This is a genomic window from Clavibacter michiganensis (genome assembly GCF_002151125.1).
Taxonomy (GTDB): Bacteria; Actinomycetota; Actinomycetes; order Actinomycetales; family Microbacteriaceae; genus Clavibacter; species Clavibacter michiganensis_C.
In genome coordinates, this window is sequence record NZ_MDJZ01000005.1 from 225,612 (window position 1) to 238,513 (window position 12,902).

11 protein-coding genes are annotated in these 12,902 nt (G+C 75.8%); 1 reads left to right on the top strand and 10 read right to left on the bottom strand.

The window, feature by feature from the left end; translation table 11 throughout:
• Positions 1-14: 14 nt before the first annotated feature.
• The 5 genes from BFL37_RS03665 to BFL37_RS03685 all read right to left on the bottom strand — a co-directional run bounded on the left by BFL37_RS03665 (position 15) and on the right by BFL37_RS03685 (position 4,832).
• Complete coding sequence (locus BFL37_RS03665; RefSeq protein WP_086513803.1) at positions 15-2,495, bottom strand: heavy metal translocating P-type ATPase; 2,481 nt, start codon at positions 2,493-2,495, stop codon at positions 15-17.
• Between the two features lies 1 nt (position 2,496).
• Positions 2,497-2,712, bottom strand: a complete 216-nt coding sequence (locus BFL37_RS03670) for a heavy-metal-associated domain-containing protein (RefSeq protein ID WP_086513804.1) — start codon at positions 2,710-2,712, stop codon at positions 2,497-2,499.
• Between the two features lie 43 nt (positions 2,713-2,755).
• Complete coding sequence (locus tag BFL37_RS03675) at positions 2,756-3,037, bottom strand: metal-sensitive transcriptional regulator (RefSeq protein ID WP_015489737.1); 282 nt, start codon at positions 3,035-3,037, stop codon at positions 2,756-2,758.
• Positions 3,038-3,186: 149 nt separating this feature from the next.
• A complete protein-coding gene (locus tag BFL37_RS03680) occupies positions 3,187-4,614 on the bottom strand; it encodes a phosphomannomutase/phosphoglucomutase (RefSeq protein ID WP_086513805.1) in 1,428 nt (475 codons plus the stop codon).
• Positions 4,615-4,616: 2 nt separating this feature from the next.
• On the bottom strand, positions 4,617-4,832 hold the full coding sequence (locus tag BFL37_RS03685) for a DUF3499 family protein (RefSeq protein ID WP_012037719.1): 216 nt from the start codon (positions 4,830-4,832) through the stop codon (positions 4,617-4,619).
• A gap of 45 nt (positions 4,833-4,877) precedes the next feature.
• Here BFL37_RS03685 and BFL37_RS03690 point away from each other — a divergent pair, with 45 nt between their 5' ends.
• Positions 4,878-5,321 carry a metallopeptidase family protein gene (locus BFL37_RS03690; protein WP_086513806.1) on the top strand — a complete coding sequence of 148 codons (444 nt, stop codon included), beginning with the start codon at positions 4,878-4,880 and terminating at the stop codon, positions 5,319-5,321.
• A 96-nt stretch (positions 5,322-5,417) separates the two neighbouring features.
• On the opposite strand, the gene BFL37_RS03695 is transcribed toward BFL37_RS03690, so the two are convergent.
• From BFL37_RS03695 to manA, 5 genes are all read right to left on the bottom strand, one after another.
• Entirely contained in the window at positions 5,418-6,944 is a 1,527-nt protein-coding gene (locus BFL37_RS03695) for a DUF5719 family protein (protein ID WP_086513807.1), read from the bottom strand.
• On the bottom strand, positions 6,931-10,002 hold the full coding sequence (locus BFL37_RS03700; RefSeq protein ID WP_086513808.1) for a glycosyltransferase family 2 protein: 3,072 nt from the start codon (positions 10,000-10,002) through the stop codon (positions 6,931-6,933). The genes BFL37_RS03695 and BFL37_RS03700 overlap by 14 nt, the downstream gene beginning before the upstream one ends.
• Before the next feature lie 93 nt (positions 10,003-10,095).
• Positions 10,096-10,413, bottom strand: a complete 318-nt coding sequence (locus tag BFL37_RS03705; RefSeq protein WP_086513809.1) for a WhiB family transcriptional regulator — start codon at positions 10,411-10,413, stop codon at positions 10,096-10,098.
• Between the two features lie 150 nt (positions 10,414-10,563).
• Positions 10,564-11,532 carry a UDP-glucose 4-epimerase GalE gene (galE, locus tag BFL37_RS03710; RefSeq protein WP_086513810.1) on the bottom strand — a complete coding sequence of 323 codons (969 nt, stop codon included), beginning with the start codon at positions 11,530-11,532 and terminating at the stop codon, positions 10,564-10,566.
• 34 nt (positions 11,533-11,566) lie between these two features.
• Positions 11,567-12,883: a mannose-6-phosphate isomerase, class I gene (gene manA / locus BFL37_RS03715; RefSeq protein WP_086513811.1), complete on the bottom strand. Its 1,317-nt coding sequence runs from the start codon at positions 12,881-12,883 to the stop codon at positions 11,567-11,569.
• Positions 12,884-12,902 lie beyond the last annotated feature (19 nt).

A 12,902-nucleotide genomic window follows, 5' to 3' on the forward strand; every position in this document is an offset into this window, starting at 1 on the left:
CGGGCGCCCGTGGGCTAGCGGAAGCGGCGCAGGCGCAGGCTGTTCGTGACGACGAAGACCGACGACAGCGCCATGGCGAGCCCCGCGACGAGCGGGTTGAGGAGGCCCAGCATGGCCACTGGGATCGCGGCCGCGTTGTAGGCGAAGGCCCAGAACAGGTTGCCGCGGATCGTGCCGAGCGTGCGCCGCGCGAGCCGCACGGCGTCGGCCACCAGCACGAGGTCGCCGCGGACGATCGTGATGTCGCCCGCCTCGATGGCCGCGTCGGTGCCGGTGCCCATCGCGATGCCGAGGTCGGCCTGCGCGAGCGCGGCGGCGTCGTTCACGCCGTCTCCGACCATCGCGACCACGCGGCCCTCGGCCTGCAGGCGGCGGACCTGGTCGAGCTTGCCCTCGGGGAGGACGCCCGCGATGACCTCGTCGATGCCCACCTCCGCGGCGACGCGCTGCGCGGCGCCCGCGGTGTCGCCCGTGAGGAGGACGGGACGGAGCCCGAGCGCGCGGATCCGGCGGACGGCCTCGGCGCTCGTGGGCTTCACGGTGTCGGCGACGGCGAGGATCCCGCGCACGGCGCCGTCCCAGGCGACCGCGACCACGGTGGATCCGTCGGCCTCGGCCGCGCGGAGCGCCTCCGCGAGCGCGGCGTCCGGCTCGGCCGACCACGCCTCGGCGAGCCAGGACGGCCGCCCGACGGCCACCGCGCGGCCGTCGACCACGCCGTGGACGCCGAGGCCCGCGGAGGCGACGAAGCCCTCCACGGACGGGGCGGATCCGGCGCCCGCGGCCTCGACGACGGCCCGCGCCACCGGGTGCTCCGACCGCTGCTCCAGGGCAGCGGCCACGCGCACGAGCTCGTCGGCGTCGACGCCGTCGGCCGGCACGGCGCGCACGAGCGACATGACGCCCGTCGTGACGGTGCCCGTCTTGTCGAGCAGCACGGTGTCGATGCGTCGCGTGGACTCGAGCACCTCGGGGCCGGTGATGAGGATCCCGAGCTGCGCGCCGCGTCCGGTGCCCACGAGGAGCGCCGTCGGGGTCGCGAGCCCGAGGGCGCACGGGCAGGCGATGATGAGCGTCGCCACCGCCGCCGTGAACGCCGCCTCGGGCGGGAAGCCGAGCAGGAGCCAGCCGACGAGCGTGCCGAGGGCGAGCACGAGCACGACGGGCACGAAGACGGCCGAGACGCGGTCGGCGAGGCGCTGGATCCGGGCCTTGCCGGTCTGCGCCTCCTCCACGAGCGCCGCCATGCGCGCCAGGCGCGTCTCCTCCCCCACGCGCGTGGCGCGCACGAGGAGGCGGCCGCCGGCGTTGAGGGTCGCACCCGTGACGTCGTCGCCCGGCGCGACCTCCACCGGGAGGGACTCCCCCGTGAGGAGCGAGCGGTCGACCGCGCCGGACCCGTCCACGACCACGCCGTCGGTCGCGATGCGCTCGCCCGGCCGCACGACGAACTCCTCGCCGACGCGGAGATCCCGGATGGGGATCCGTGCCTCCACGCCGTCGCGCACCACGGACACGTCCTTGGCGGCGAGGTCGAGGAGCGCGGCGAGGGCGGCACCGGACGCGCGGGCGGCCCGAGCCTCCAGGTAGCGGCCGCCGAGGAGGAACACCGTGACGGCCGCGGCCACCTCGAGGTAGACGTCGCCGGATCCGCCGCCGGGCTCCGAGACGAGGCTCATGGTCATGCGCATGCCGGGCCGGCCCGCGTCGCCGAGGAAGAGGGCGTACAGCGACCAGAGGAAGGCGGCCGCGACGCCGATGCTGACGAGCGTGTCCATGCCGACGCCGCCGTGCCGCGCGCTGACGGCGGCGGACCGGTGGAACGGCCACGCGCCCCAGACGGCGACGGGCGCGGCGAGCGCGAGGGAGAGCCACTGCCAGTCCTCGAACTGCAGCGCGGGGATCATCGCCATGAGGAACACGGGGACGGTGAGGGCTGCCGACACGACGAGCCGCTGGCGCAGCGCGAGCTCGTCGGCGTCGGGGCGTCGGGCGGCGACGGCGTCGCGGGCGGCGGGCTCCGCCGAGGCAGGAGCAGGAGCAGGAGCGGGAGCGGACGCGGGATCCGGGGTGCCGGCATCGGGCCCGTCCGCGCCGGGGCGGATGCGCGGCGACTCGACCGCGACGGACGCGCGGCCGGAGGGGTCCACTCTCGCGGGCTCGGCCGCGGCGGGAGCAGGTGCGACGTCCTCGGCCGCTCCGCTCCCCCACCCGGCGCGCTCGGACGCCCGATATCCCGTGCGCTCGATGGTGCGGATCGCGTCCTCGACGCTCGTGCCCGCGGGCAGCTGCACGCGCGCCCGGTGCGTGGCGTAGTTGACGGCGGCCTCGACCCCGGGCATCCGGCCGAGCTTCCGCTCGATGCGCATGGCGCACGACGCGCACGTCATGCCCTGCACGTCGAGGTCGACGCGCGTCAGCACGGCGCCCTCCTCGGCGGAGGGCGCGGCGTCGCCGGTCGCGGGCGTCGCGGATCCGGATGCGGGGTCGGTCATGTCAGAGCCCCGCGACGTACCCGGCCTCGTCGACCGCGGCGCGCACGGCCTCGGGGTCGAGCGGCCGGTCGCTCTCGACGGTGACGGTGGACGCGCCGCCGACGACCAGGTCGACGGCCACGGACGCGACGCCCGGCAGCTCGCCGACCTCCTCGGTGACGCTCGCGACGCAGTGCGCGCAGGTCATGCCGGTGACGGGGAAGGTGGTGGTGGTCATGGGGTCTCCTTCGTGTCGTGCGATGCGGGTGGGATGCGGCGGATCAGGACCGGACGAGCCGCGCGATGGCCGCGGAGGCCTCGCGCACCTTGTCGTCCGCGACCTGGCCGCCCTCACGCGCGGCCTCGGCGAGGCAGTGCGCGAGGTGGTCGTCGAGCAGCTTGAGGGCGACGGTCTCCATGGCGCGCGTGACGGCCGAGACCTGCGTGAGCACGTCGATGCAGTACGTGTCGGACTCGACCATGCGCTCGATGCCGCGCACCTGGCCCTCCGCGCGACGCAGCCGCTTGAGGATGTCGTCCTTGCCCTCGCTGTACCCGACCATGGCGGCCACCTCCCGTTCCCCTCGATGGTACCCCCTAGGGGTATCGAATGGAACCCCCAGGGGGTATGCCCAGGGGCGCATGCCCGGGCGCACGACGACGCCGCGCCCCTCGAGGAGGGACGCGGCGTCGGTGGTCGTGCGGGTCGGGATCAGGCCCCGCGGATGAGACCCAGCAGCTCGTCGCGGAGGGCGGCCATCGTCTCCTCCGTGGACGCCTCGACGTTCAGGCGCAACAGCGGCTCGGTGTTCGACGGGCGGACGCTGAACCACCAGAACGCGCCGTCGTCGCCGACCGGGCCGTCGACCGTGAGGCCGTCGAGCTCGTCGAACTCGCCGCGGCCGCGGAAGGCCTCGACGATGCGCTCGTAGGCTGCGGGCACGTCGTCGACCGTGCTGTTGATCTCGCCCGACAGCGCGTACGGCGTGTAGCGCGCCGAGAGGTCGGACATGAGGCCGTCGGTCTGGCCGAACTCGGCGAGCAGGTGCATCGCGGCGAGCATGCCGTTGTCGGCGCCCCAGAAGTCGCGGAAGTAGTAGTGCGCGGAGTGCTCGCCGCCGAAGACGGCGCCCGTGGCGGCCATCTGGTCCTTGATGAGCGAGTGGCCGACGCGCGTGCGGACGGCCGTGGCCCCCGCCGCCTCGATGGTCTCGGGGACGATGCGCGAGGTGATGAGGTTGTGCAGCACGGTGACGTCGTCGTCCGGCGACTGCGCCTTCACGCGGCTGATCTCGCGGAGCGCGACGATGGCGGCGACGGCGCTGGGCGTGACCGCCTGGCCCTTCTCGTCGACCACGAAGCAGCGGTCCGCGTCGCCGTCGAAGGCGAGGCCGAGGTCGGCGCCGTGCTCGACGACGGCCTTCTGCAGGTCGACGAGGTTGGCGGGCTCGAGCGGGTTCGCCTCGTGGTTCGGGAAGGTGCCGTCGAGCTCGAAGTACAGCGGGATGATCTCGATGGGCAGCTCGGGGAGGCCGGCCGCGGTGCCGAGCACGGCGGGGACGGTCATGCCGCCCATGCCGTTGCCCGCGTCGACGACGACGCGCAGCGGGCGGATGCCGGAGAGGTCGACCAGCTGGCGGAGGTAGCCCGCGTAGTCCGCGAGCACGTCGCGCCCGCGGACCTCGCCGACCTCGTCGACCAGGGATATGCCGTCGGACAGGAAGCCGATGGCGCGGTCGCGGATGGCGGCGAGGCCCGTGTCGAGGCTGATGCCCTGCGCGCCCGCGCGGGAGAACTTGAGGCCGTTGTAGGTGGCCGGGTTGTGGCTCGCGGTGAACATGACCGCGGGGGCGTCGAGGGATCCCGACGCGAAGTAGGTCTCGTCCGTCGAGCACAGGCCGATGAGGAGCACGTCCGCTCCGCGGGCCGTGGCCCCCTGGGCGAAGGCCTCGGCGAAGGACGGCGAGGAGTCGCGCATGTCGTGGCCGACGACGATCTCGCGACCGGCGGCGCCGAGCTCGTCGACGAAGCCCGCGCCGAGCGCCGTGACGAGCTCCTCGGTGAGCTGGCTGCCGACGAGACCTCGCACGTCGTAGGTCTTCACGATGGCGGTCAGGGTCTCGGCGGCAGTCGTCGTCATGCTCAGGAACCTACCTCACCGAGCACGCCGTGCCGGACGATCTGCCAGCCCTGCGGGGCCGAGAGGCGGGCCGCGTGGCGGTCGCAGAGGTCGTAGCTGTGCGGCTCGGAGTCGTGGCTGAGGGGACCGAGGACGGCCATGGAGTCCGCGTAGACGTAGGTGAGGGTGGTCGTGGCGCCGCCGGTGCAGCCGACGCGGGAGCAGGGCCTGTTCGTCATGTCGGGCCCACACTACCGCCGACCCCGTGGCCGTACGATGGGGCCATGCCACGTTCGCGCCGCCGGGGAGGCCACGTCTCCATCCGGGGCTCCTGGCGGGATCGGCACGGCCGCGGCCTCCGCTCCCCCGTCACCGGTCCGGAGCTGCCCGTCCTGCGCACGCGCGCCGACGTCTTCGACCAGACCATCGCGTCCGCCGCCGAGTACCTGCGCGGCCTGTGGCCCGACGAGCTCGACCGCGTCTCGTTCGAGGTCGCCGCGCTGCCCGCCGAGAACAGCGAGCGCGACGGCATCGACCGCTGGAGCGTCCTCGCGGACGAGCGCCGCGTCGTCTTCTACCGGCTCCCCATCGAGCGCCTCGCGCACCTGCACGAGGACGACGACTACCACCAGCGCGCGCTCGTGGAGGGCTGCGTCTACCGCGCGGTCGCCGAGCTGCTCGGGAAGGACCCGTGGGACCTCGCCCCCGACAGGTACGACCCGCACTAGCCGCGGATCCCGAACGGGTGCCGGGGATCCGCGCACCGCCGGTCCGGTCGCCGGGTCGGGGCCGCCCGGCGCGTCACGCCGCTCCGGCGCCCGGCGTCAGGGGTGGACGCGGAGCGGGTCCGCGGCCGGCAGCACCGGCACGACGGGCAGGGCCGCGGATCGCCCGGGCTCGGCGAGCGTCACGGTCGCCGTGAGGCCGGCCGCCCCCTCGAGCAAATAGGTCCGCCCGGCGGCCACGGCGACGGACGCGGCGGATCCCGCGGGCACGTCGAGCGTCACCTGCTCGGATCCATCGGTCGGCCGGGCCGTGACGCTCGCCGCCTCGCCCCCGCCGTTGCGCAGGTGCAGGAGCGGCGCCGGGCCCGCGGGCACCGACACGAGCGCGTCGCGCGTGAGCGCCTCGGCGGACGGCAGCCACGCGAAGTCGGTCGCGCCGCCCTCGGCCGCGCCGGACACGCTGCGCACGGCCCCCGTGACGGGCACCGAGCTCTGCACGGTGACGGAGTAGCGGCCGTCCGGCAGGTCGGAGACGGGGACGTCGGTGGTGCGCCCCGCGTCGACCTGCACCGTGAAGGTCGTGCCCGTGCCGTCGGTGCCGTCCTCGGGGGCGACGCTCACGCTGACGTCGGCGTCCGCCGACCCGGGCACCACGATGCGCACCGCGGTCTCGCGGTCGGGGTCGGTGCCGGGATCGGAGCCGGCTCCCGGCGCGGAGCCGCCCTCCTCGGCGGCGGGCGCCTCCTCGCCCTCGACGGGGGCGACGGGCGCGGCCTGGGAGTCGATGCGGAGGCCGGTCATGGCGAGCGCGGTGGCCGGCGCCGCGGCGGGGCCGATCCAGTCGACGCCGCCCGCGAGGAGGCCGCGGACCGTGCTCTGCTCCATGCGCGCGACGACCTGGCCGCCGCGGCTCTGCACGTGCACGGCCGGGGACGAGAGGTCGGGGGCCAGGCCCGCCAGGCTGAGGACGCGGCGGCTGCCGGCCGGGACGGAGATCCCGCTGGCGCCGGGGGCGCTGACCGCGCCGTCCTCGCCCGTGATGGCCAGGTCGACCGTGGAGGAGACGCCGGACGGGTTGTCGAGCACGACGAACGTGGTGCGGCCGGTCGTGGTCGCGCCGCCCACGAGCCACGCGTCGGCCGTGGCCTCGGAGCAGGGCGCGGCGGCGAGGCCGGCGAGGTCGGGCTCGGTCGCGATCTCGGACGCGGCGCCCGCGAGGTCGGTCGGCGCGCCGTCGACCGTGCCCGCGACGGCGAGGACGGAGGGGGCGCTCGACGCCTGGCCCTGCACCTCGGGGGCCTCGATGCGCGATGTGCGGACGTCGGGGCCGCCGGTGGATCCGGCCGCGGTCCCGGTCGTCGCGGATCCGCTCGTCACCGCGGAGCTGCCCACGGCGACGGCGGTGGTCGTGGCGGCGGCGTCCGCCTCGGGCGGGCGGAGCAGGCCGCCGGGGCAGACGCGCTGCTGGTCGGTCGCGACGGGGGTCACGAGCACGGAGGGCGCGCTCGCGTCGCCGGAGGCGGGCGGGAGCAGCAGCGCCCCGGTGACGACGACGCCGAGCACGGCGACCCCGGCGATCCCGGTGGTCACGCGCGTCGCGATGCGCACGGCGTCACGCCTGGCCATCTGTCCTCCTGCTGTCGTCGTCGGGGCGGTCGGCGCGGTCGTCGTCGCGGTCGGCGGCGGGCGCGGATGCGACGTCGTCGCCCTCCCCGTCGTCGCCGGCGAGGCGCTCCCCCGCCTGCGGGATGTCGCCGAAGGCCGCGGCCTCCACGATCTGGCCCGTGGGCTCGTCGAGGTAGGCCGGCGTGCCGCGGTCGTCGTGCTCGGGCCGCGGCTCGACGGCGTCCGCCGGGCGCGCGTCGGGGGCGACGACCGGCTCCCGGTAGGCGGGCAGCGGGCGGCTGCGCGCCGCGAGGCCGCCGGTGGGGATCGCGAGGAGCAGGGTGAGCGCGAACACGAGCGCCTGCGCCGCGAGCACGCCCGCGCGCCCCGGGTCGTCGAGGTTGCCGGGCCCGGCGACCCGGGCGGCGAGGTCGTCGCTCCCGACGAAGCGCCAGAGGAGCCCCGCCTCGGTCTGCCCGACCGCCGTGAAGACGGGGTCGTCGTCGAGGGCCGCGCGGGCGCGGTCGTGCACGGCGGCCTCCGCGTCGCCCGTGGGCGTCGCGAGCAGCACGTAGCTGACGCCGAGCGCCCGGAGGTCCTCGGTGGCGTCGAGGCCGGACCGTGAGGAGACGTTGCCCGCGAGCTCGGCGACGCGGGTCGCGGTGTCGGACAGCGGCCCGATGGCGGAGTCGACCGTGGACACCTGCTCGAGCGTGCGGCCCGCGCCGCGCTCGACGTCGGCGGACAGGGATCCGTCGTCCCCGGCGCGGAGGACGAGCGTGCCGACGGCGGGATCCGTGGCCGCCTCCGCGACCACGAGGCCGGGCAGCGAGGTGTCCGTGGTGGTGCGCAGCGCGGTGGATCCGGCCACGGAGGCCGAGACGAGCGGGACCACGAGCACGGCGAGGGTCACGGCGGCCACGATCCCCGGCACGACGGAGCGGCGGCCGAGCGTCGCGAACCCGAGCACGAGCGCGCCGGCGAGGCCGAGCCACAGCAGGCTGAGGCCGGATCCGGGCCAGACCGCGACGACGTCGGATCCGGTCGACTGCACCACCGTGCGCACGGCGAGGACCGCGGTCGCGAAGCCGAGCACCGTCACGCCGAGCGCGAGGGCGGCGCGGTGGGACCCGCGGAGGAACAGCGCGGCGACCGCGCCCAGCACGAGGGGCGCGACGAGCACCGCGACCAGGACGAGCGGGACGGCGTCCGGCAGGCCGAGCCCGTCGACGGACGCGGACCAGCCGCCGAGGCCGGCGGTCGGGAACCCGAGCGCGAGGCCCGGCACGTCGGCCGGCGTGAAGCCGGCGGGGACGGCCGGGTCGGCGGCGAGGGCCAGGGGCTGTCCCTGCATCACCCGGTAGACGACGAGGGGCGCCACGAGCGCGAGGAGCGGGACGGGGATCGTCACGAGCCGGCCCGCGCGGCGCCCGGCCCGCACCGTGGCGACGAGCCAGAGCACGAGGACGGCGGGGACGAGCGAGGGGGCGGACGCGCCGACGGCGGCCATCAGGATCCCCGCCACGGCGGACGCGGACCACGAGCGCGGCGCGCGCAGCACCGCGAGCGCGAGCCACGGGAGGAGCAGGTGCGCCAGCACGGCCGGCAGGCGGCCCTCGCCGAGCGCGACGTGCAGGGTGGGCGCGAGGGTCCACACGAGCGCGGCGAGCCCGCGCAGCCAGGCGTTCCGGGTGAGCTGGGCCGCGCACAGCCACGCGGCGAGGGCGGCGAGCGGGAGCGCGGCCACGAACAGCCCGAGCACGGCGAGCGAGGGCTCCCACGCGGTGACGCTGCCGAGGACCGCGAGCACGTAGGCGAAGGGGTCGGAGGGGGCGACCGGCCCGGCGCCGGATCCGCGGACGCCGATGCCGACCTGCGCCCACAGCGCCCCCGCGCTGGGGCCGAGCGGCAGGAGCTGCCCGCCGACCAGGGCGGTGCCGGTCAGCCGCGGCAGCCACATGACGGCCGACAGGAGGAGCGCGACGAGCACGGTCCAGCCGCCGCCCGTCGCGAGGAACTCGACGCCGTCGGAGACGCCCATGTGCTCCACGCGGTACTGCTCGCGGGCCAGCGAGCGGCGTCGACGGCCGACCGCGAGCGGCTGCCGCAGGGACGCGATGCTCGCCCACGGCGCCGTCCGGGTGGCGGCGAGACGACGGCGGCTCGCGCGGATCCGCCCGGGCGCGACGGCCACGCGCACCGCGGCGCCTATCTCGCCGGGAGCGGCGGTCGGCCGCTTCCGGAGCATCTGCAGCAGGGCGCGGAGGATGGCGAGCGGCACGAGCGAGAGCCAGTGGAACGGCACGGCGGCCGGCGGCGCGTAGGCGAGGCGGCGGTGCAGCTCGGCCTGCCGGCGCAGCCGCCGCCGACGGCGACGCGACGTGCGCTTTCCGAGGAAGGCGGTGCCGGGGGCGGCGTCGCCCGCCGAGGCGACCCGTGCCGCGGGGACGACCACGACGCGGTGGCCGGCGAGGCGGGCGCGGACGCAGAGGTCGAGCGCGTCGTCGATGACGGGCAGGGCGTCGTCGAATCCCCCGAGCTCGTCCCACAGGCGGTGGCGCACGAGCATGCCGCCCGCGGCGACGCCGAGGACGTCGCTCATGTCGTCGTGCTGCGCCTGGTCGAGCTCGACGTCGACGACGGGGACCGATGCGCCGAGCGTGGTGAGCGTCGTCCCGAGCTCGTGGATGTAGCCGGGGTGGTCCCACTCCATGAGCTTGGGGCCGGCCACCGCGACGCTGGGCGACGCCTCGATCGCGGCGAGCAGGCGCTCGAGCGCGTCGGGGGCCGGGGCGTTGTCGGCCGACAGCAGCCAGAGCAGCTCGTGGTCGCCCTCGGGCGCGGGGATCACGCGGACGGCCTGGTCGACGGCCTGCCCGAAGGTCATGCGCGCCGGGCCCTGCACCATGCGCGTCGGGTCGGCGGCGGCGAGGAGGGCGGCGGATCCGTCGCGGGAGCCGAGGTCGACCGCGACCACCTGGTCGGGCCGCCGGGTCTGGGCGGCGAGGGCCTGGAGGGTCCGGTCGAGGAACTGCGCGCCCTCGTGGGCGACGAGGATCGCGGTTACTCGTGGCTGCATGACAGGGGAGACCCTACGTGGTGCGTGGTGGGGATCCGCCGCAGCCGGACGGCGCGCCGGGGAGCTGGCGCCGCGACGGCGCGGTCGGCCGGGTCAGACCGCGCGCTTGCGGAGCTTGCGGCGCTCGCGCTCGGAGAGGCCGCCCCAGATGCCGAAGCGCTCGTCGTTCTCCAGCGCGTACTCGAGGCACTCGCTGCGCACCTCGCAGGAGCCGCAGATCTTCTTGGCGTCGCGGGTGGATCCGCCCTTCTCGGGGAAGAACGCCTCGGGGTCGGTCTGCGCGCAGAGCGAGTCGGCCTGCCAGGCCAGCGGATCGCCGTCGTCGACGCCGCGGACGCCCGGGACCCCGAGTCGGACGGGGTCGACGAACCAGTCGTCGGGGACTCCGGCGTGGTACTCAGGTAGTGCCATGTCACGATCTCCCCACGCGGCAAGGGGCACCCGGCCGGCCCCAGCTCATCGTCATAATTACACCGGTGTAACTCGCTCCCGTCAAGCCGCGGAGGGTAAACCCTCAGCCGCCCCTCGAGGGTTGCGACGCGCCGCCGCTCGCTGCCGGCGCTAGGCCGCGGTGCCGGCCTGGCGGGCCCGCCAGGCGCTCGAGACCATGTCGTCCAGCGTGTGGCGCATGGCCCAGTCGATGTCGCGCGCCGCGAGCTCGCCGGAGGCGACGATCCGCGCCGGGTCGCCGGGTCGGCGGTCGTGCAGCTCGGGCTCGAACGCGATGCCGGTGGCGTCCGCGATGGCCGTCATGATCTCGCGGACGCTGACGCCCGCGCCGCTGCCGAGGCAGTAGACCGGCTCGACCGGCTCCCCCGCCTCGAGCCGCCGGGCGGCGGCCACGTGCGACGCCGCGAGGTCGACGACGTGGATGTAGTCCCGGACGCACGTCCCGTCGGGCGTCGGGTAGTCCGTCCCGTAGACGCGCGGGGTCCGCCCGTCGAGCAGCGCGTCGAACACGAGCGGGAAGAGGTTGTGGGGGCTGGTGTCGAAGTAGCCCTCGTCGCCGGATCCGACGACATTGAAGTACCGCAGCGACGCGTGGCGGAGGCCCGCGGCGACGCCCTGGTCCCGGAGCAGCCACTCGCCGATGAGCTTGGACTCGCCGTAGGGCGACTCGGGCGCCTTCGGGGTCCGCTCGTCGACGAGGTCGACGTCGGTCGTGCCGTACACGGCCGCGGAGGAGGAGAACACGATGCTGTCGACGCCCGCGCGCTCCATCTCCTCCAGCAGGACGGCCGTGGCGGTCACGTTCTGCTCGTAGGTGTGCAGCGGGCGCTGCACGGAGACGCCGGCGTACTTGTAGCCCGCGACGTGGACCACGCCCCGGATGTCGCCCGAGCCGAGGATGCTCGCGAGGAGCTCGCGGTCGAGCACGGATCCGCGGTGGAAGGGGACGCCCTCCGGCACGAAGGACGCGTGGCCGCTCGAGAGGTCGTCGAGGACGACCGTGTCGATGCCGGCGCGTGCGAACGCGGAGACGATGTGCGAACCGATGTAGCCGGCGCCGCCGGTGACCAACCATGTCATGCGGCAACCCTATCGACGGCCGGGAGGGGGCCGATCACGCGGCGGCGGCGTCCGGGTCGTCCGCGTCGAGGTCGCCCGGGCCGGGCGCCGGGGTGGTCGCGAGGAACGCCTCGCCCTCCCCCGTGACCACGACCCGGCCCTCGTCGGGCGTGACGAACACGGCGTCGCCGCGGCCGACGACGATCGACGACGCCTCGCCGCGGAGGGCCACCTCGCCGGAGGTGCAGAGCACGATCGCCGGTCCGTCGACGACGACGACGCTCGCCCCCGCGTCGCCGTCGGCCGCGTCGCGCGTGGCGGGGACGATGCGCGCGAGGAGGAAGTCGGGCACGTCCGGCCGGTAGAGCTCGACGCCCGGGGCGGCGTGCTCGGGCGCGAGGTACGGCACGGGCAGCGCCTGGAACTCGAGCACGTCGAGCAGCTCGGGGACGTCCACGTGCTTGGGCGTGAGGCCCCCGCGGAGCACGTTGTCCGAGGCGGCCATCAACTCGATCCCGAGGCCGTGCAGGTACGCGTGGATGTTGCCCGCGGGCAGGTACAGCGCCTCGCCGCGACGGAGGGTCACGCGGTTGAGGAGGAGGGAGGTCACGATGCCGGGGTCGCCCGGGTACGCCTCGGCGAGCTCGCGGACGGTGCGCATCTCGGTCGAGAACTCGCGGCACTGCCGGTCGGAGGCGAGGTTCGCCAGCAGGGTGACGCGGTCGACGAGGCGGCGCACCTCGGATCCGCCGCCCATGAGGAAGGCGAAGACGTCGCGCAGCACGTCCGCCTCGGAGCCGGTGAGGCGCGAGAGCACCGTGCGGATGACGGCCGGGTCGGAGTCGGGCCCGGACGCGTCGAGCGTGAGCAGCAGCGTGAAGACGTCCCGCACCTCGCCGAGCGGCCGGAAGCCGCAGAGCGCGTGGAACTCGTCGCTCAGCGCGTAGACGAGCTCGGGCTTGTGCAGCGGGTCCTTGTAGTTGCGGTGGGGCGCGTCGAGGGGGATCCCGCGCCCCTCCTCCTCGCGGAAGCCGAGGCGCGCGCGGTGCAGGTCCGGGTGCGCCTGCAGCGACAGCGGGCCGCCCGCGGCGAGCACCTTGAGGAGGAACGGGAGGCCGGGACCGTCGCCCGGGCGGAGCCCGGAGGCGAGCGGGCCGAGGGTGGCATCGGGGTCGGCGCGGATCCACTCTGCCAGGGTCGTGGCGCCGCCCGCGGACGCGGGGTCGACCACGCGCGTCGGCGATCCGCCGTGCGCCCCGAGCCACAGCTCCGCCTCCGGGCCGCCGGACGGCTCGCGGCCGAGGAGCTCGGCGATGGCGGTGCGGGACCCCCACGCGTAGTCGCGGGGGGTGTTGGCGAGGGAGGTGAACACTTCGGATCCTGTCGGGCTT